The sequence below is a fragment of the Streptomyces sp. SLBN-118 genome (genome assembly GCF_006715635.1).
Classification (GTDB): Bacteria; Actinomycetota; Actinomycetes; order Streptomycetales; family Streptomycetaceae; genus Streptomyces.
Window position 1 is genome coordinate 3,499,436 of record NZ_VFNP01000002.1, and the last position, 18,686, is coordinate 3,518,121.

The 18,686-nt window shown below is 68.6% G+C and carries 15 protein-coding genes; 6 read left to right on the top strand and 9 right to left on the bottom strand.

Annotated elements, in window-relative coordinates:
• Positions 1-94: 94 nt before the first annotated feature.
• The 3 genes from thpR to FBY35_RS34475 all read right to left on the bottom strand — a co-directional run bounded on the left by thpR (position 95) and on the right by FBY35_RS34475 (position 2,575).
• Positions 95-664: an RNA 2',3'-cyclic phosphodiesterase gene (gene thpR, locus FBY35_RS34465; RefSeq protein ID WP_142217814.1), complete on the bottom strand. Its 570-nt coding sequence runs from the start codon at positions 662-664 to the stop codon at positions 95-97.
• Positions 665-787: 123 nt separating this feature from the next.
• Positions 788-2,104, bottom strand: coding sequence for an MFS transporter (locus tag FBY35_RS34470; protein WP_142217815.1), 1,317 nt, complete (start codon positions 2,102-2,104; stop codon positions 788-790).
• Between the two features lie 27 nt (positions 2,105-2,131).
• Positions 2,132-2,575 (bottom strand): MarR family winged helix-turn-helix transcriptional regulator, encoded by a 444-nt coding sequence (locus FBY35_RS34475; protein ID WP_142217816.1) that lies wholly within the window; start codon positions 2,573-2,575, stop codon positions 2,132-2,134.
• Positions 2,576-2,706: 131 nt separating this feature from the next.
• Here FBY35_RS34475 and FBY35_RS34480 point away from each other — a divergent pair, with 131 nt between their 5' ends.
• The 3 genes from FBY35_RS34480 (at position 2,707) to FBY35_RS34490 (ending at position 6,062) form a co-directional block, all read left to right on the top strand.
• Positions 2,707-2,889, top strand: coding sequence for a ribbon-helix-helix protein, CopG family (locus FBY35_RS34480; protein WP_142217817.1), 183 nt, complete (start codon positions 2,707-2,709; stop codon positions 2,887-2,889).
• Between the two features lie 254 nt (positions 2,890-3,143).
• Positions 3,144-3,455, top strand: coding sequence for a DUF2530 domain-containing protein (locus FBY35_RS34485; RefSeq protein ID WP_142217818.1), 312 nt, complete (start codon positions 3,144-3,146; stop codon positions 3,453-3,455).
• A gap of 111 nt (positions 3,456-3,566) precedes the next feature.
• Positions 3,567-6,062 carry an HAD-IC family P-type ATPase gene (locus tag FBY35_RS34490; RefSeq protein WP_142217819.1) on the top strand — a complete coding sequence of 832 codons (2,496 nt, stop codon included), beginning with the start codon at positions 3,567-3,569 and terminating at the stop codon, positions 6,060-6,062.
• 38 nt (positions 6,063-6,100) lie between these two features.
• On the opposite strand, the gene FBY35_RS34495 is transcribed toward FBY35_RS34490, so the two are convergent.
• Entirely contained in the window at positions 6,101-7,558 is a 1,458-nt protein-coding gene (locus tag FBY35_RS34495) for an RICIN domain-containing protein (protein WP_399209534.1), read from the bottom strand.
• Positions 7,559-7,571: 13 nt separating this feature from the next.
• Positions 7,572-8,549, bottom strand: coding sequence for a C40 family peptidase (locus FBY35_RS37650; RefSeq protein ID WP_260848913.1), 978 nt, complete (start codon positions 8,547-8,549; stop codon positions 7,572-7,574).
• Positions 8,550-8,964: 415 nt separating this feature from the next.
• On the opposite strand from FBY35_RS37650, the gene FBY35_RS34505 reads away from it, so the two are divergent.
• Complete coding sequence (locus FBY35_RS34505; protein ID WP_142217821.1) at positions 8,965-9,651, top strand: hypothetical protein; 687 nt, start codon at positions 8,965-8,967, stop codon at positions 9,649-9,651.
• A 229-nt stretch (positions 9,652-9,880) separates the two neighbouring features.
• Here FBY35_RS34505 and FBY35_RS34510 read toward each other — a convergent pair whose 3' ends face one another.
• Both FBY35_RS34510 and FBY35_RS34515 read right to left on the bottom strand, forming a co-directional pair.
• The gene (locus FBY35_RS34510) at positions 9,881-11,140 is read right to left on the bottom strand and encodes a heparan-alpha-glucosaminide N-acetyltransferase domain-containing protein (RefSeq protein WP_142217822.1); all 1,260 of its coding nucleotides are present in this window, start codon (positions 11,138-11,140) and stop codon (positions 9,881-9,883) included.
• Positions 11,141-11,312: 172 nt separating this feature from the next.
• Complete coding sequence (locus tag FBY35_RS34515) at positions 11,313-12,251, bottom strand: LysR family transcriptional regulator (protein ID WP_142217823.1); 939 nt, start codon at positions 12,249-12,251, stop codon at positions 11,313-11,315.
• 81 nt (positions 12,252-12,332) lie between these two features.
• Here FBY35_RS34515 and FBY35_RS34520 point away from each other — a divergent pair, with 81 nt between their 5' ends.
• Complete coding sequence (locus FBY35_RS34520; protein ID WP_142217824.1) at positions 12,333-13,265, top strand: DMT family transporter; 933 nt, start codon at positions 12,333-12,335, stop codon at positions 13,263-13,265.
• A 155-nt stretch (positions 13,266-13,420) separates the two neighbouring features.
• Here the strand turns inward: FBY35_RS34520 and FBY35_RS34525 are convergent, their stop codons facing one another.
• Positions 13,421-13,711 (bottom strand): hypothetical protein, encoded by a 291-nt coding sequence (locus FBY35_RS34525; protein WP_142217825.1) that lies wholly within the window; start codon positions 13,709-13,711, stop codon positions 13,421-13,423.
• Between the two features lie 11 nt (positions 13,712-13,722).
• The gene (locus FBY35_RS34530; protein ID WP_160159367.1) at positions 13,723-17,745 is read right to left on the bottom strand and encodes a polymorphic toxin-type HINT domain-containing protein; all 4,023 of its coding nucleotides are present in this window, start codon (positions 17,743-17,745) and stop codon (positions 13,723-13,725) included.
• A 363-nt stretch (positions 17,746-18,108) separates the two neighbouring features.
• Here FBY35_RS34530 and FBY35_RS34535 point away from each other — a divergent pair, with 363 nt between their 5' ends.
• Positions 18,109-18,630 (top strand): hypothetical protein, encoded by a 522-nt coding sequence (locus FBY35_RS34535; RefSeq protein WP_260848914.1) that lies wholly within the window; start codon positions 18,109-18,111, stop codon positions 18,628-18,630.
• Positions 18,631-18,686 lie beyond the last annotated feature (56 nt).

Here is an 18,686-nt window from a genome sequence, read left to right on the forward strand (position 1 = left end):
GGCCGACCACGGCCGCCACGGCGATGATCGCGAACATCAGCACAAGCACGCCGGCCATGATCTGGTTTCTGGTCTTGGGATTCACCCTTCGAGACTAACCGGCCCGTCCGAGCGGCCAGGCACCGACCGTCTCGTACCGCGGCTGCTCGCCGCTCACTCCGCTCACCGGCAGGTTGCTGCGTACGAGCGCGAGATCGCCCACCTCCCAGGGAGTGCCCTCGAACGCCTCCAGCTCCTCGACGAACGGGCGCAGGTCCGCGTTGTCACGGCTGCGGGCGATCGTGAGATGAGCCTGGTAGCGGCGGTGCTCGTCCATAGCGATCCCGGCACGCCGAGCGGCCGCGTCGGCGCGCTCGGCGAGCAGCCGCATCTTCTCCAGGCCACCCGCCGCGCCCGCCCACAGGGCACGGTGCCCGAACCGCCCGCCACGGTGCAGCCGCAGCGGGAAGGCATCAGTCCGGTGCGCGGCCCGCCCGAGCCGCTCACGCAGCTCGGGCAGCAGGGCGTCGTCGACCTCACCCATGAAGGCAAGCGTGAAGTGCCAGCCGGGACGCCCGGTCCATCGCAGGGCGTCCGCGCCGGGGAGGGCTTTCAACCGGTCGACTTCCAGGGCGAGTTCGTCCACGGCGGGGGTGGGCGGGAGTACGGCGGCGAAGAGTCTCATGATCCGAGTCTGACGCAGATGAGGTGGGCTGCGGAGACGTTCCCCGACCCGCACCAGGACCGGCACCCGGACCAGCACCCGCACCGGCACCCGCACCGGCACCCGCACCCGCAGGGCGACGCCCTACGCCGCCGTCTCCAGCTCCTCCCTCGGCACGAACTCCACATGCCTCCGCCCCCGCCGCAGATCTATTTTCAGGCGCAGCCCGCCCACACGGGCGAGCATCACGCCAACTCCTGTCGCAGCCGCCAGCGCCACCGCACCGCCCGCCGCGAAGCCGATTCGCGGTCCGTACGTGTCGCTGATCCAGCCGACCAGGGGCGCGCCCAGCGGCGTACCGCCCACGAAGACCATCATGAACAGGCTCATCACCCGGCCCCGCATGGCCGGTTCCGTCGCCATCTGGATGCTGGAGTTGGCCGTGACATTGACGGTCAGGCCGAACATCCCGATCGGCACCAGCAGGACCGCGAAGATCCAGAACTGCGGCGCGAACGCGGTCACGATCTCCAGGACACCGAAGAGCATCGCCGCGATCACCAGCACCCGCAGTCGCGAGGTACCACGCCTGGCCGCGAGCAGGGCGCCCACGAGGGAGCCCGCTGCCATCAGGGTGTTGAGCAGCCCGTATGTACTGGCACCCGAGTGGTAGACGTTGTTGACGAAGGCCGAGAGCCAGATGGGGAAGTTGAAGCCGAACGTGCCGATGAAGCCGACGAGGACGATCGGCCAGATCAGCTCGGGCCGTCCCGCGACGTACTTCAGTCCCTCCCGCAGCTGTCCCTTGCCGCGCGGCGCGCGTTCGATCTTGTGGAGGTCGGCCGTGCGCATCAGCAAGAGGCCGGCGAGGGGCGCGATGAAGGACAGGCCGTTCAGCAGGAAGGCGTAACCGCTTCCGACGGCCGTGATCAGAACACCGGCGACGGCCGGGCCGACCAGCCGCGCGGACTGGAAGTTGGCGGAGTTGAGGCTGACCGCGTTCGACAGCTGCTCCGGGCCGACCATCTCGGCGACGAAGGACTGTCGTGCCGGATTGTCGACGACGGTGACAAGGCCGAGCAGGAAGGCCGTGAGGTAGACGTGCCAGACCTGGACATGGCCGCTGAGCGTGAGCACGGCGAGCGCCAGGCCGGTCAGGGCCATCGCCGACTGGGTGGCGACGAGCAGCTGCCGCTTCGGCAGCCGGTCGGCGAGCACTCCGCCGTACAGCCCGAACAGGAGCATGGGCAGGAACTGCAGCGCGATGGTGATGCCGACGGCGGACGCGGATCCGGTCAGGCTGAGCACCAGCCAGTCCTGGGCGATGCGCTGCATCCAGGTGCCGGTGTTGGAGACGACTTGCCCGGCGGCGAAGAGCCGGTAGTTACGGATCTTCAGCGAGCTGAACATGGTTGTAGGGGAGGGTGCGGGTGCGGAGGGTGCTCCGGGTCCCGGACTCAAAAGGGTTCGCCTCCTTGGCTGTGCGGATCAGAGGTGCGCGAGCTTCTCCAGTACGGGGGCGGCGGCACGCAGCTTCGCCCACTCGTCCTCGTCCAGGCCCTCGGCGAGCGAGGCCAGCCAGGCATTCCGCTTGCGGCGGCTCTCTTCGAGCATGGCTTCGGCCTGCTCGGTCTGGCTGACGACCTTCTGCCGGCGGTCATCGGGGTGCGGCTCGAGCCGGACGAGTCCCTTGGCCTCGAGCAGCGCCACGATCCGGGTCATGGACGGCGGCTGGACATGCTCCTTGCGTGCCAGCTCACCCGGGGTGGCGTGGCCGCAACGGGTGAGGGTACCGAGCACCGACATCTCGGTCGGGCTCAGCGATTCGTCGACGCGCTGATGCTTCAGGCGCCTGCTCAGCCGCATGACGGCCGAGCGCAGGGAGTTCACGGCGGCGACGTCGATGTCATCACCATGGGACAGGTCTGGCATATTTGTTAGCGTAACTCATTACCCATCCTAAATACCAGTCGAGGTCCCGCCAGATGAGTTCCTCACTCATATGAGTGAGGCGCAACCGGAAAGTGACCACCGGCAACAAGGGTCCGGCAACTCTGGCTGCCATGGGATCGACAGTGCTCAGCCTCCGGATAGACGGTGAGCTCCTCGACCGGCTCAGGCACCACGCCGCCAGACGCGGAATGAGCGTCCAGGACTATGTGGTCCGGACGCTCGTCCGCGGTGACTTCGACGAGCGCTTCAAGGCGGCCGTCGACGAGACAGAGAAGTTCTACGGGCTCACGTGAAGCGGCGTAAGTGACGCAGCGGTGAAGCAGCGCAGGTGAAGGCGCCGGGTCAACCGCCTTGCGTCAGACCCAGCGCCGGCATCGGGACCATCGTGGCGAGCGGCGTGAGGAACAGCGCCACCCCGAACAGCCTCGGCGCCCTGCTCACGCTCGCGCTGATCATTCGCAAGGCGATATCTCCGCGCGTAGACAACCGAGGTGAGAGGGGGGCACGGGGTGCGAGGGGCCGGAAAGGCGCAACCTAGACTGGCCGTATGGCGAAGTGGACCCCCAAGCACGAGGCACCCGAGCCCCTGGAGGGGCCCGTCGTCGCCACCATCACCGGCGGCACGATCCTCTGGTTCGTCCTCTTCCTGGTCCAGATCCCCTTCTACAACTGGTTCGCGGAACGTGACCTGACGTGGTGGGTGTGGACCTGTCTGGCCGGCGGCGGTCTCGGCCTGATCGGCATCTGGTACGTACGCGGGCGGGACGCGGCGCTCAAGCGGGCCGCGGAGGCGGTGGAGCCCGCGCAGACCTCCGCGGGCGAGGCGGACGCCGCCACCACGCGCGACGAAAGCACGTGACCCCTACGGCACCCGTCCCGTAGTACCGAAGGACGATTCGCGTCCTGCACCGGTCTGATCTGCCCCGCACTCGGCGGGTGAACGGGCCGGTCCCGCCGTACCGTCGAAACCATGACGCAGCGGGCAAGGATCGGCATGGACGGCCCCGAGCCGGGCAGCCCAGTCATCGACGCGGGGGCCGAGCTGGACCCCGTACACCCCCAAAAGCCGCCGAAGTCCGTGCGCGCGCCGCGGGCCCGGGGGCTGACGACGGCCGAGGTCGCCAAGCGGGTGGCGCGCGGCGAGGTCAACGACGTGCCCGTCCGCTCCTCGCGCTCCACCGTCGACATCGTCCGCGCCAACGTCTTCACCCGCTTCAACGCCATCATCGGCGTGCTGTGGATGATCATGCTCTTCGTCGCGCCGTTCCAGGACAGCCTGTTCGGCTACGTGATCATCGCCAACACCGGTATCGGCATCATCCAGGAGCTGCGCGCCAAGAAGACCCTGGACGGTCTGGCGCTCATCGGCGAGGTCAGACCGACGGTACGGAGGGACGGCACCGCCGCGGAGATCCCGACCTCCGAGATCGTCCTCGGCGATCTCGTCGAACTCGGCCCGGGCGACAAGGTCGTCGTAGACGGCGAGGTGGCCGAGGCGGACAGCCTGGAGATCGACGAGTCGCTGCTGACGGGTGAGGCCGACCCGGTGATCAAACACACCGGTGATCCCGTGATGTCGGGGTCCTTCGTGGTCGCGGGCAGCGGAGCGTTCACGGTGACAAAAGTCGGGCGGGAGGCCTACGCGGCACAGCTCGCGGAGGAGGCGTCCCGGTTCACGCTCGTCCACTCCGAGCTGCGCAGCGGTATCAGCACGATCCTCAAGTACGTGACCTGGATGATGATCCCGACCGCGATCGGGCTCATCATCAGCCAGCTGGTCGTCAAGGACAACAACTTCAAGGACTCGGTGGCCAGGACCGTCGGCGGCATCGTGCCGATGATCCCGGAAGGACTTGTGCTGCTGACATCCGTCGCCTTCGCGATCGGGGTCATCCGGCTCGGCCGCAAGCAGTGCCTGGTGCAGGAACTCCCCGCGATCGAGGGCCTGGCGCGGGTCGACGTCGTCTGCCTCGACAAGACCGGCACGCTGACCGAAGGCGGCATGGACGTCACGGAGCTGCGGCCGCTGGCCGGTGCGGACGAGTCGTACGTACGCAAGGTGCTCGGTGCCCTCGGTGAGTCCGACCCGCGGCCCAACGCCTCCCTCCAGGCGATCATCGACACGTATCCGGACAGCGAGGACTGGCGGTGCACGGAGTCACTGCCGTTCTCGTCCGCGCGCAAATACAGCGGGGCCAGCTTCAGCGAAGGCAACGGCGAGAGCTCCACGTGGCTGCTCGGCGCGCCCGACGTACTGCTGCCGCAGGACGACGCGGCCCTCGCGGAGATCGAGCGGCTCAACGAACAGGGCCTGCGGGTCCTGCTGCTCGCCCGCGCCGCCGTCGAACTGGACGCCCCGACCGTCGCCGCCGGGGCGCGGCCCGCGGCACTGGTCGTCCTCGAACAACGACTGCGCCCGGACGCGGCCGACACACTGCGCTACTTCGACGAGCAGAACGTCAACGCCAAGGTCATCTCCGGCGACAACGCGGTGTCCGTGGGCGCGGTGGCCGGGAAACTCGGCCTGCCCGGCGCCCAGAACACGGTGGACGCGCGCCAACTGCCCACCGAACACGCGCCGATGGCCGAGTCCCTGGACGCCCACTCGGTCTTCGGCCGGGTCACGCCGCAGCAGAAACGCGACATGGTCGGCGCACTGCAGTCCCGTGGCCACACGGTCGCGATGACGGGCGACGGGGTGAACGACGTCCTCGCCCTGAAGGACGCGGACATCGGCGTCTCGATGGGCTCGGGCTCGGAGGCGTCCCGGGCAGTGGCCCAGATCGTGCTCCTCAACAACAGCTTCGCGACGCTGCCTTCGGTGGTCGCGGAGGGGCGCCGGGTGATCGGCAACATCACGCGGGTCGCCACGCTGTTCCTGACCAAGACGGTCTACTCCGTGCTGCTGGCCATCCTGGTGGTCTGCTGGCAGGTCGAATACCCCTTCCTGCCACGGCACTTGACGCTGCTGTCCACGCTGACGATCGGCGTGCCGGCCTTCTTCCTGGCCCTGGCCCCGAACAAGGAGCGCGCGAAGCCGCAGTTCGTACACAGGGTGATGCGGTACGCGATCCCGGCGGGGGTGATCGCGGCGGTGACGACGTTTGGGACGTACCTGCTCGCGCGCTCCTACTACAGCGGCCCCGGCTCCCTCGACGCGGAAACGAGCGCGGCGACGCTGACGCTGTTCCTGGTCTCGATGTGGGTACTGGCGATCATCGCCCGCCCCTACACGTGGTGGCGAGTCTGCCTGGTGGCGGCGATGGGCGCGGGCTTCCTCGTCGTGCTGATCGTCCCGTGGCTCCAGGACTTCTTCGCGCTGAAGCTGGTGGGCCTGGCGCTGCCGTGGACCGCGGTGGCGATCGCGGCGGCGGGGGCGGTGCTGCTGGAGATCGCGTGGCGGTGGGTGGACCAGAGGTTCGGGGGGGTAGCCGCCGACGACTCGCACCCCGGACGTGCCGTTTGACCTGCCCGGTTCATGAAGCGGGCTACCGCCATGCCTCCTCAGAGAGGGCTGAAGCGAAAGACCTGGTCGGTGGCTCCGGTGCACTCCGCCTGGATCGCCTCTGCACCGTCGGTTCGGGGAGGCAGGATGCCGATGCACATGCCGCTGTCCATGGGCCGCAGGCGGTAGCCGCTGCCGGAGGGTTCGAGGCGGTAGCGCAGGCCGAGGGCGTCCGTGCAGTCGCCCGGCGACAGCAGTTCCGAGCCTTCGACGGGGGCTTCGTCGACGCCCAGGCAGCCCCTTCTGGAATCCGAGTTGTGCCACTGGATGTGGTAGATCCCGTTGCCGAGCGATTCGAGATAGACCCGGGGCTGCGGGGCCCCGGCGCAGGGGCGTTGTACGGCGATCTCGCGATCTGTATTGCCGTTGCGCTCCCTGCCTTCGGTGATGCACAGGCTCGACGAGCTCGCCGGGTGCATGCTCACATAGCCGGCCTGCGGCAGGTCAGCAGGTGCGGGGGTGGTGGGGGCCTTGCTCGGGGTCTTGGTGGGCCGGGACGTGGGCCCCGGCTTCGGCGGAGCGGTCGTCTTGTCCGTCCCGGACGGGGAGGCATGGGGCGACGAAGGCGGCGAGGGGGAGGGCGAAGCCGTGGGTGGCGTGGCGTCCAGAGGGCTGGTGGTGCCGGAGCCGCGGTTCGGCAGTGTGGTGTCGGGCGTGGTCCCCCCTGGCCAGAGGGCAAACAGGAGAGCACCGGCGGCGGCGAAGGCACCGGTGAGTGCCATCGGCCGGTAGCGGCTGCGGGATCTGGGGGCACCGGGCTCTGACGGCGTCGCCGATGCGCCATGGCGGGCTGCAGTAACCTCCGCGACTTCCCGGGCCTCCACGGCTTTTGAGGCTTCCGTGGCTACCCCGGCCCCGCCCTCGGAGCCCCGGGAGCCCTCGATGCCGGCGCCTGTCTCCGTGCTCGTGCTGACGTTGGTGACGGGGTCGGTTCCCGTGTCAGGGCGCGTGGACTTGGACGCCACGTTTCCGAGGGCTCCTGTGTCGGCGACCGTGCCATCGGCCGTGCCCGGTTCCGAAACTGCTGAGGCTGCTGCCACCTCACCTGCCCCGTCCCCTGCCGGTGCGGCGCTTTCGGCCCTCATCGCCAGTCGGCGGCGGGCGTCCAGCCAGGTGTCCACCGTGGCGCCGTCGCCGCCGCACGCCCGGACGAAGGCAGCAAGCAGTTCTTCCCGGGGAAGGTCCTCCCTTGCCAGCACACCGGAGATCGTCGCGCGTGGCAGGGCGTCACCCGCGTCGTTCGCCCTGCGTTCCAACTGCCGGTAGCTGAGGTCGGCCCAGCTGCGTAACTGCCGCATCGTGGCGACTAATTCCGCCGGTGTCTCTGCCGCCTTTGGATCGGGCCCCGTCCCCATGATTCCCCCTGATCGCTCACACGTCCCGAAGAGACTAGTGCGACCGCGAGTTGGCGGGGGAAACACTGAGCGATCACGGTGAGGGACGACAGACGCCTGCATTGTTGCCTCGGCTTCAGTCACTGGTGATGTGGCGGTAGCTGACGACGCCGGACGGGTCTGCGAGCGGTGCGGCAGTGACCGTTCGACCAGGGCGTGGAGCGTGGATGACCTTGCCGTCGCCGAGGTAGAGGGCGACGTGGCCGCCGCCGTGGGAGATGACCAGATCGCCGGGGACCAGGCGGGCGCGAGTGGTGGCCTCGCCTGCCCGGATCTGGCCCCAGGTGGTGCGCGGCAGTGTCACTCCGGCCGTCTTCCAGGCCCGCATCACCAGGCCCGAGCAGTCGAACCCGCGCGACCCGGTGCCACCCCAGACGTAGGGCTTGCCCAACTGTGCCTTGGCGAAGGAGATCGCCTTCGCGGCGCGCCCCTTCACCGCGGGGATGGGCTTACCCGGGGTGTGGGTGGTGTCCGGCGCGGGCCGCGAGGTGTGCCCGCCCGTGGATTCGGAGTCTGTGTCGTCGGCTACGGGCGGCAGGCGCAGGGTGTCTCCGGCGTAAATCAGGGTGGAGGTACCCAGGTTGTTCACGCGTTGCAGCGCCTTGACGGCCGTACCGTACCGGCGGGCCAGCGCGTAAAGGCTGTCACCGGGCCGCAGCGTGACCTTCCCTCCGGCTACGGGCCGGGCCGGCTTGCCGACCTCCTCGGGCTGGGCGGGTTTCCTCGCAGGCGGCATCGGTTCCGCTTCCGCGGCCCCCGGCCCGCTCGGTGTCTGCGGTGCGAGCGTGAGCGGCGGACGGGCGCCGCCCGGGGCCGACTCTGACGGACCGTGCACGGCCAGGAGCGCCCCTGCCAGCCACGCGAGCACAAACATGACCAGCAAGGGCACCACTGCCATTTGCCTGCGAACGCCGCCGGTGTCGCTTCCGCCCGCCCTCCGGGGCCGCGGCTTCCGGTGCGACACCGGGGCCTGCGTCGGCCTGGGCGCCCGGGCCGACGCCTGCGCCTGACTCGGCGTCTGCTGCGCGGACCTGGGCAAGGTCTGCTGTGCCATCACAACCTCCTTCAGGGACCGCGGAGTTCGCGGCCCGGCAAGGAGGCTCTTCCGACTCGAAGGTGTCCCGCCAGATCTTCGGGCGTCCGGGACAGTCCGGGTCCGTCCGACGCTGGAAAAGCCCCTGGCGGCGGCGGGCGAAATTCGTGCGGACACCGCGTCTGACCTGCACGGACATTGCCGGACTGTCCCGTCCGCAGCATTCCCTTGCCCCGGCCCGAACCGTGCGGCGAGGCTTCTTTCACCGCCCCGCACCGCCGTGTGACGCCTCCAGTCGAAGGCGTCACCACGCCCCTGCCGGGCCAGCCCTGCCACCACCGGTGTCGACGACCGCAGGCAGGCGCGACTGCAGCCGAGGCGCCTGAAGGAGCAGCCACGGCTCCATCCCACTCATCCATTGCCAAGGAGCATCAGCATGCGCAGCACACGAACGCGGAACACTCGCCGGATGGCGGTAGCCGCTGTCGCTACGGGCTTGCTGGCCGGCGGCATCACCGCCGGCACCCCGGACGTCTTCACGACCGACAAGCCGACCGACATGGTCTCCAACGCCGCGGCCGAACAGCTCCACAAGCAGTCCAGGGCCAAGGGCCAGACCTGCTCGACCGGCGCACTGAAGATCAAAAACAAGAAGTTCGTCAAGACCGTCTACGAGTGGCCCGACAACCCCGGCGCCCAGGACAGCATTCCCGGTCCCGGGAAGAGGATCTTCGAGTACAAGATCGAAATCTCGAACAAGGTCAGCGCCACCTTCGGCATGACCTACCAACAGATCACCGCTGGTCTGGGATTCGAGGTCGCCAACACCAGGACCGTCACCGACAGGGTCGAAATCGAACTGCCGGAGAAGGCGCAGTACCGGGTCCGGGCCGGGATGATCTACAAGCAGTACACATTCGACGTCTTTGAGGAGCGCGGCTTCCTGAACTGGTACGGGGACTATCTCGTCTGCCAGTCGGACCTCCACCCCACCTGGGTGAAGAAGGGCACAGCTACCGCCCAAAATCCCTGGATGGAGACCTACAGGCGCACCAAGGCTCCCAAGCGCAGGGCTCACCAGCTGCCCGCATCCACCCACCGGATCTTGGAGCCCACCAGGTAACCCAATCCCAAGCCGGCAGCACAGCGACTGGAACTGCGGGCTCTCCCTCGGCCAAGGGAGAGCCCGCGCCCTGTTCGGTGCCACAGCCGCTGCCTGGCTCCCGGTGGGTTGCTTCACCGGGAGCGGGCAGCCGGCGAACCGGTCCCGGCGCGCGCGTGGACCCACGCAAGTTGGGCAATCCGGTGGCGACGCGTCCCACAGTCGGCAGGGCTCGTGCAGCCTTGGCACGTCATCCGCGCAGGGTCACTGCCTCCTGGGTCTCTCTGCTCTCGGGGGTGGGTGATGCCTTCGGGGTCGGCGTGATCGTGTGAAGTACCCACTCCAGCGGCCCGCGCCTGAGGGAAGTGCCGCGGAAGACATACGCCCACAGGACACACCCCACCAGTGAGACCCCGCAGAAGACGCCCAGGGCCTGCCAACCGTGCTGCGGTTGCAGCTCGGCCCGCGCGAGGACGTGAACGGCGTACACCGTCAGGCCCATCGTCCCGACGACGGCCAGCGGGCGCAGGAGCACTTCGAGCAATTGAAGGCGGCAGGCGGCCACCGCGAGGCCGAGCAGGATCAGGCTGACACCGATGTTGGCGACGGTCTCGAAGGGCGTCTGGCTGTAGGGATCGTCGACCAGCAGCCAGGCCCAGGAGGTGCTGGGTATCGCCCCGGCCTGTCGGGCAAGCACGGCTTGCACCGGATCGGGGGCGTTCACCGCGAAGGCGTGGCTGCGGGCTATCGCATCCAGCAGGGCCGCGCGCCCGCCCCCCGGCCCGAGAGCCAGCGCGGACAGCCCATGCCCGGCCAGGACGGCCAGTGCTCCCCAGCCGATGACCCGACGGGCTGTTCCGCGCCGGGTCAGGTTCGCCACCCGGCCCAGCGCCATGCCGACGATGACGTAGGGAAAGTAGGTGAGCCAGGGGTAGGCGCCGGACACCAGCAGTGTGTCGAGCGCCTCGATGAATCCGGACCAGCTGGTGACCGCGTCGAATCCGGGGTAGCGGCCGCGTCCGATGGCGCGGTGTCCCAAGTACGGCCCCAGCCAGTACGAGAGGACCGGACCCAGCACCACGGAGACCGCCGCGACCGCGATCAGTGCGCGGGTGCGCAGGCGGGCCAGCGGTTCCGCTGTCAGGAAGTACACGGCGAAGAACGTCAGGATCACCGCGATTCCCGACCTCAGCTCCGTCAACGCCATGCCGAGCACCGCGAGTACGGCACAGCGTACGAGCGTGGCGCGCAGCGTGCCGGTCAGCGGTGGGCGGGGCTTGGTCCCGCCCCGCGACAGGGTCAGCGAAAGTCCCGCGATCAGGGTGAAGATGGCGGGCGCGCGCCCGTCGAAGGCGACCAGCACATAGCCTGCGCCCTCGGGCTTCACCAGGGGTCCGATGTGCGCGGCGAACATGGCGAACACGGCGATGGCGCGGGCCGAGTCCACACTGAGCAGCCGCCTGTTGGCCGAGGTCGCGTTACGTTCCTGCCGTTCCTGCGCTTCCTGCATCCTTGCTGCCCGCTCCCCGCGTCTGTTTCGTATCAACGGGCGGCCGTCAGGGACGGTCTGCCGACCGAGGCCGACGGAAAGTCTGTGCGCCCATGAGCATTAAGAGGGCGATCAAGCTGTCCGGGTTGCCTGGTGCAACGGCCGGTTCGGATTCAGGTGTCGGCAGCCGGTCTCAGCGTTCACGTCCGCGCCCCGGCCCGGGGACGTCGCTCCTTCCACTCCGAATCGTGGCGGCATCGCGCTTCAGCTGGGCGAGGACAGTCCGGACAGCTCGTCGTGCGGTGCGCTCCGGGCGATGGAGCGCGTCGACATGACGTCGGGCATGTACGCCACCGAGTGGCCGCAGGACCACCGCGGGGTGGGGACGCGCGGTCCAGCGTGGCAGCAGGGCGAGTCCCCCGCCGGCGGCGACCACTTCGGCGACCACGGTGAATTCGTTGATGCGGTGACGGATGTCGAGCCGGCGGTTCGCGGCAGCGGCAACGGCCTCGATGGTGGCCATCAGCGGGAAGCCGTCATGGACGGTGATCCAGGGCTGGTCGGCGACGTCGTGAGGGGTGAGGCGCCGCTTGGAGGCCAGCGGGTGGTCTTCTGGCATGGCGACGTCGAGCGGTTCGTGCAACAACGGGGTGACGGCCACCGTGTCGGGCCAGGGCGGAGCGTGGTCGAGGCGGTGAGCCAGGACCACGTCGTACTCCCGGGCCAGCCGTGGGAAGTCTTCCTGTGCGACGTCCTCGTCGGCGAGAGTGAGCTGCGGGTGCCCCGGCCCGGCGAGGCCGCGTAGCAGGAGCGGCAGGAACGCCGCGGCCGCGCTGTGGAATGCCGCCACCGAGACAGTGCCCTCCGGTTCGTCGACGAACGCATCAACAGCGTGTCGTGCCCGGGCAAAGGCGGTCTCCACGTCGATCGCCGCGCCGGCCAGGGCTTGCCCGGCAGGAGTGAGTACCAGTCGCCGTCCGTCGCGTTCGGTCAAAGGGACGGGCATGGAACGCTGCAGCAGCCGCAGCTGCTGGGAGATCGCCGAAGGCGTCACCAACAGCGCCTCGGCGACCGCGGTGACACTTCCCAGCTCGCCGAGTTCACGCAGGACCCGCAACTGTCGCTCATCCATGCCGACAGTGTAGGGATTCTAAAGATTCACTTGAGAAACTCGTACTTGGCTTCAGTGTCCGGAGGGCGCAGCGTAGACGCCATGCCCGATTCCCGCCGCACCGACCTGGTCCTGCTGCTCGTCGCCATCGTCTGGGGTTCCAGCTACCTGTCTGCGAAGACAGCCACCGTGGCCGTGCCGGTGCTGGCGATTCTGTTCGTGCGGTACGTGATCTCCGCCCTTGCCTGCGTCGCCTTCGTCGCCGCCGGTCGGGGGTCCCGCCGCTGCACCCCCGACGAGATCAGGTCCGGGTCGCTGCTCGGGGTCACGCAGGCGGCCGTCCTGGTGCTGGAGACTTACGGCGTTGCGCACACGAGCGCGGCCAACGCCGGCCTGATCATCAGCCTGACCATCGTGCTCACCCCGGTGCTGGACCGTACGGGCCGCCGGGGCGGGCTGCCGCCACGGTTCTTCGCCGCCGCGGGCTTGTGCGTACTGGCTGTCGGACTGCTCATGTCCGGCAGCGGCCTCCACACTCCGGGAGCCGGCGAGCTGCTGATGCTCGCCGCAGCCGCGGTGCGGGCCGTGCACGTCGTGCTCGTGGGACGGCTCACCGCAGGCCGGGACGTGCGTCCGCTCCACCTGACAACCGTGCAGACCGTCGTCGGTTCGGCACTGTTCCTGGTGCCGGCCGCCGGCCAACTCCCGGTCCTCGTACACGCCGATGCCATGACGTGGGCCCAGCTCGTCTACCTCGCCCTGTTCTGCAGCGTGTTCGCATTTCTCGCCCAGACCTGGGCAGTACAACGCACCTCTGCCAGCCGGGCCAGCCTTCTCCTCGGCACCGAACCCGTCTGGGCCGTCGTGATCGGCATCGGCCTCGGCGGCGAACGGCTCACCGCCCTCGCCGCCCTTGGCGCTGTGCTGATGGTCGCCGGGACCTACTGGGGCCAGGCCATCGAGCGCGCCCACCGCGCCACGACAATGAAAGCGACGACGGTTGGGCGAACGACGGCACCTACCGGCGCCGCCTGATCACTCTCCTCGAAGAAGACCCTCGCCGAGGTCGAGCCAGGCCCGACACGCATGCCCGCGGACGCGCCCGGAACGCTGGCACGCAATGCACGGCGGTCCCGTCGGAGTATTCCGGCGGGACCGCCACCACCTCACTCTTTCTCAGCCGGATTTGATCAGGCTGTCATCCGAGCGATCAAGTTCTCGAGGGCCTCGTCCAGAGAGGTCCACGAGACGATCTCCCTGTGCTCTCTCTCGACCCGGCCGGTCGCAACCTCCGCGACTTGAATCTCGGCCTTGCCATTGCTCCACACAATGATCTCGCCGAGCATTTCCTCGGTCTCCAGAATCAACTGAACCGAGCTCGGGTCGAATTCCGCCGGAGACTCAACGAGCTCGCACGCGATTCCGCTCTCACGAAGACGCGCTTCGCTCGCGGCCGACCACTCCCTCAGGGCTTCCAGCACGTTCGCTCCCATCAGCATGCAGCCAGCCGGATATTGCCCGCCGCGGGAAGCTCCGGAATCGGCAGGCCCTTCTTCTTCGCGAGCCGGGCCTCGAACGAGTCAGGTCCGGACATCTTGTAGTCACCAGGTCTTCCACCCGGAGTCAGCGAGGAATGCGGAACGTCGAATTCGACGTAAACCGACCCCGGAGCACTCGACCGGTACGCGTCCGGACTCGCCGGATACACCACGTACGACCTGTCACCGGCCCCGGGCTGCACCCGCCCCGTCGAACGCATCTTCTCGTACTCCACCTTGGACATCCAACGCCCGACCGTCACGTTGCCCTTGTCGGGGTCGCCCCCACCGGCGTTGTGCACCAGGATCGGCGTCGACCCGGCCAGCACATAGTAAGTGTGCAGATCGTCCACGGTGAGGTTGTACGTGCGCGCGCTCATGCCGAAGGATCGGTTCGCCTTCAACACGACCCGGTCGCCCTGATTGGTGAGCAGCGTCATGCCTTGTTCGAGGTTCCCGGCCGCCACCCAGCGGCCTTCGGACGGAGACCAGAACGGGTGCTCGAGGGTGGCCGTGAGCTGTTCGGTGCCGTGTGCAGTGGCGATGGAGAGCTCGTTCAACCGCTTGTCGTGCTCTGTGGTGATGAGCCGCGTCACCTTCCTCGGACCGGACTCGCCGGTCTCGGGGTCGGTGGCGAGGACCAGGTCGCCTAGTTGCACATCCTCGATGTTCTTCGTCCCACCTGCTGCCAGAAGGACTTCCGTGCCGGCCAGGAAGCAGTTGCACGGGATGCCGGCATTACGCTTCGGCTTCGGTGGCTTGCCGGGTTTCGTCGGCTTGATGGAACCGGACCGGTGGGAGACCAGAGCGACAATGAAGCTCGGCACGGTGTACGTGTCTTTGTCGATGTTGTATCCGTGGCTGGCGATCCACTCGTCGTACTGGCTTCCGTAGTCGCACCCCGGTGCACCGGGGCCGCCGTCCCAGCAGTCGCTGTCGACGAGCCACCCGAAGTACTCGGCTGCGTACGGGACATTGCCGACCAGCCCGTAGAAGACTTCACCTGTACCCATGTAGATGCCATGGAGCTTGTCGGTGAGGTCGCTGAAGTCGTAGCCGCCGTCAATCCAGTCGGGGATGGAATCCCCGTCGCCGCTCTCCTCCTTGTCGCTGCCGCTGTCCTTCTTCCTCAGTTCCTCCGCTTGCTTCCGGTACTCCTCCATCCTCTTTCGCCGGGCGTCGTCCTCCTGCTTCTGCTTGGCGACGGCGATCTTTTTTGCGTCCTTGGCAGCCTTGTCGGCAGCGGCGGCGTCCTTCCCGGCGCTGGTCGCCGAGGTACGCGCCTCGTTTGCCGCCGTCCACGCTTCGTCGGCGGAGGCACTCGCCCAGTCGGCCGAGTTCCGAGCGCTAGCCGCGGACTCATCGGCGTCGTTCGCCGCGTTCAAGGCGTCTGCCTCGGCCGCGCGAGCGCTTGTGGCGGATTCCTTGGCCTCGGCCGCGGACGCCGCCGCCGCGTCGGCGGAATTGTCGGCATCCTGGGCGCACTTCTTGGCCTGGTCGGCAGACGCGTCGGCCTTCTTGGCCCACTCCTTGGCCTCGTTGGCTGCCTTGCGTGCGTCGGCAGCGACTTTGTTGGCGGTGGCAGCATTCGCCTGCGCCTTGGCCACGATGCCGGCGCCCATCGCGAGGAGGTGCTTGACGCCAGCGATGTGGGTGGCCGCGAGGGCGTCCTTGCGCTTGGACCGGTACTGGCCGACGGTGATGAACTTGTGCAGCGTCTCGGGCGTGCCTTCGATGGCGATCCGGGCGGCGGCCTTGAGCTCGGGACCGCCGGCGCTGATCAGCTGGGAGGCCTGGACCCGCTCGTCGTTGGTGCGGGCGGTGTGCTGCCCTCTGGCCAGGAATTCACGGAGCTTGGCGGGGGCGCTCTCCTTGAGAGCGGCGACCGCCGCCTCCTTCACCCCGCGCTGGCTGGTGCTGACGATCTGCGAGATGCGGACCCGATAGTCGTTGGCCGCGGCCTGGTCGGCGCCGGTCTCAAGGAAAGCGCCGATCTGCTGCGCGTCGCCCTCCAGCGCCTTCTTTGCCGCCGCACGCAGGGTCCCGGACGCGGGGTCCTCCGCCAGGATCTCGACGCGTGCGCGGTCGTCGTCCTCGGATGCTTCCTTCCAGCCGGTGCGGATGTACTCGGTGATGGCTTCGTCGTTGCCTGCAAGGGCGACCTGGGCAGCGGTACTGCTCCAAGGGCCGCCGGTCTTCATCGTGATGACCGCGACCTGCCGACCCTTGCGTGCGACGTCCTTGATGTCTGCGCCGGGGGCGTTGGCCTCGGCCGCGAGCTTGTTCGCTTCGACTCCGAGGTCCTTGAACGTCTTGACCCGCTCGTTCTGCTCGGAGAGGCGCTTGTCGTTCGCGGCCTTGAGGCCCTTGGCCATCTCGATGGCCGAGTTGGTGCGGATGAGGAGGTCCTCGGCCTCTGTCTTGCGCGTGAGCATGAAGATCTCACCGGCCTTCTCCACAGCCTTGCCCGCGGCGTCGGCGGCCTTCTTCGCCTCTCCGGCGTGAGCAGTGGCTTCCTTGGCCGCGGCTGCGGACTTCCCCGCCTGTTTGGCGGCTTCCTCGGCGGCATCTGCAGCCTTCTCCGCGTGGGCTGCGGCGCTGTTGGCCGCGTCGCGCGACGCGTAGGAGGCACTGGCCGCTTCCTGCGCCAGGCTCGTGGCGTTCCTCGCCGCCCGCTTGGCCTCCTGCGCGTGACGGCGTGCCGACGCCGCCGCGGCGTCCGCCTCCGCGGAGTGCGCGCCGGCGGCATCGGCGAGGCTGCTCGCCTCACCGGCGGACGCAGCCGCGGAGTCGGCGTTCTCACCGGCGTCCGAGGCAGCCTTCGCCGCGATGCCGGCCTGAGTGGCCGCGTTGCCCGCCTGTTCGGCCGCCTGGGCTGCCTTCTTGGCGCCCGCGGCCGCGGCCCGGGCGCCCTCGGCGGCCTTCCGTGCGTTCGCCGCCTCGCCTGCGTTGGTCGCCGCTGCTGCGGCGGCGCTCTGCGCGCGGGAGGCGGCCTCGGCCGCACCCGCTGCCGCGCTGGCCGCCTCCGAAGCCGCGGCTGCGGCGACCCGCGCGGAGGCGTTCGCTGCCTGAGCGGCGCTGATGGCTTGCTGCGCCGCGGCCGCGGCTCCCTTTGCGGCGTTGGCCGCCCGGCGGGCGGCGCTCGCGGCCTTCTGCGAGTTCTTTCCGGCCTTCCTGGTCTCATCGGCCGCTTCGAGCGCTAGCTGCTTGGCGAGCTTCGACGCCTCCACAGCACGCTCGGACGCTTCCTTGGCCACACGTGTCTGGGCCTCAGCCGCCTTGCCCGCCGCCTGTGCCTGAGCCACCAGCTGGGCGACGCCAGCGCGCTCGCGGTCCCGGGCCCGGGCCACGTGCTGGCCAACGGCCAGGAACTCGCGCACGTCCTCGATCGAACCCGCGATGGCGACCTTGGCCGCCGCCTTGACCGCCGGGCCGCCCGTGCTCACGAGCTGTGACAAGGCCACCCGGTCATCGGCCTCACGTGCCGGGAACTGCCCCTTGGAGAGGAACTCGCGCACCTTCTCCGGGCCGCCCTTGAGCGCTTCCTTGGCCGCCTCCTCGACGCCGCGGCCACCCATGCTGACGATCTGCGAGACCTGCACCCGCTGGTCCTGCTCCAGCGGAGCCTCCCAGCCGTCCTCGAGGAACGCCTCAAGTTCCTTGGGGCCACCGCGCAGTGCGGTCAACGCGGCCTCGCGTACACCGGGGCCGCTGATGGAGATCATCTGCGAGAGCGCGACCTGCTCGTCGTGCAGTTGGACGATGGCCTGATCCTTGGTCAGGAACTGGCGCACGTCGTTGTCGGTGCCCGTCAGCGCGGCCTCCGCCGCGGCCTTCACTCCCGGCCCCCCAGCCCGCCACAGTTCCACCACCCGGCCGCGGTCGGTGTGCGGAATCGGACTGAACGCCGTCTGTTCTTCGCCCTCAGCCGCCACGGCCGGGGATGACCCCAGCAGCGTTGCGGTAAGTGAGAGCACCAGGGCGCCGCTGGCACACAGTATCGATGCCGCACGCGCCCACCTTCCCCCTGGCTTACTCAACATTTCTCCCCTGCGAAGCAACCCGCACGGTCGGGGCAGGTTGCTGAAATTTGGTCCCGCCGAGAATAGCTGCCCACAAACGCTCCGCGAGTCGCCCATGAAGCGGAACGATCAATTCGGTACCGGACAGTAATGTCGCGGGAAGCGTTGCCTTCAATGCTCGGTTGTTACTGATTCGTTATAGCTGAAAGGAAGTGAGGGATCGGAATAGGAAAGTGGTATTTTTCGTGGAGGCTCGGGGGAACGGGCCTTCCCTCGCGGCGACTCCATACGCCGCGCACCTCTGGAAGGAAACCTCAGGTGATATTTCGCGCGCGCGCAGTACTGCTCGCTGGCGCCGTCGGCGCTGTCACTGCCCTTGCGGGGGTCGCCACTCTCGCTGTCGCGTCCGCCGCCCCTCAGACCAGGGTGGCCGCAGCCAGAGCGGGTGCAGACGACGTCAGTCCGCCGTACGCCATCGAGGACTTCGGGTACCCGGGGGCAGATAAAATCCTTGCGGAAAAGGGCATTGCCCTTCGCAAGGGCGACGGCCATATCCTGCTCGCGGACTGCGGCGCCACGAGTCAGATTCAGATCTGGACCCGGCAGAACAACGAGGGAAGATACTGCTTCCGCGTCATCGGGAAGACCGGCAACCTCACCCTGGAAGTCAAGGACGTCCACGCCGTCCAGACCGAGGAACGCGCTGTGCGCGCCAGCCTCACGGTCAACGGAAAGACCACTGCCGTCGACGTCCCGAAGGACGACTACAAGCCCGTCGGTGAAGGGGACATCAAGAATCCCACCCCGGCCGTACTGGTCGAACTCAAGGTAACCGGTTGACCGGCACTCCTGGCGCGCAAATTTCTGCGCAGCACCGATTCCCGTTCGTCCAACGA

Bases quoted from the DNA above. Each gene is read 5' to 3' on its own strand.
- thpR (WP_142217814.1), bottom strand. From the start codon at position 664: ATGAGACTCTTCGCCGCCGTACTCCCGCCCACCCCCGCCGTGGACGAA.
- FBY35_RS34475 (WP_142217816.1), bottom strand. From the start codon at position 2,575: ATGCCAGACCTGTCCCATGGTGATGACATCGACGTCGCCGCCGTGAAC.
- FBY35_RS34480 (WP_142217817.1), top strand. From the start codon at position 2,707: ATGGGATCGACAGTGCTCAGCCTCCGGATAGACGGTGAGCTCCTCGAC.
- FBY35_RS34485 (WP_142217818.1), top strand. From the start codon at position 3,144: ATGGCGAAGTGGACCCCCAAGCACGAGGCACCCGAGCCCCTGGAGGGG.
- FBY35_RS34490 (WP_142217819.1), top strand. From the start codon at position 3,567: ATGACGCAGCGGGCAAGGATCGGCATGGACGGCCCCGAGCCGGGCAGC.
- FBY35_RS34495 (WP_399209534.1), bottom strand. From the start codon at position 7,558: ATGCAGGCGTCTGTCGTCCCTCACCGTGATCGCTCAGTGTTTCCCCCG.
- FBY35_RS37650 (WP_260848913.1), bottom strand. From the start codon at position 8,549: ATGGCACAGCAGACCTTGCCCAGGTCCGCGCAGCAGACGCCGAGTCAG.
- FBY35_RS34505 (WP_142217821.1), top strand. From the start codon at position 8,965: ATGCGCAGCACACGAACGCGGAACACTCGCCGGATGGCGGTAGCCGCT.
- FBY35_RS34510 (WP_142217822.1), bottom strand. From the start codon at position 11,140: ATGCAGGAAGCGCAGGAACGGCAGGAACGTAACGCGACCTCGGCCAAC.
- FBY35_RS34515 (WP_142217823.1), bottom strand. From the start codon at position 12,251: ATGGATGAGCGACAGTTGCGGGTCCTGCGTGAACTCGGCGAGCTGGGA.
- FBY35_RS34520 (WP_142217824.1), top strand. From the start codon at position 12,333: ATGCCCGATTCCCGCCGCACCGACCTGGTCCTGCTGCTCGTCGCCATC.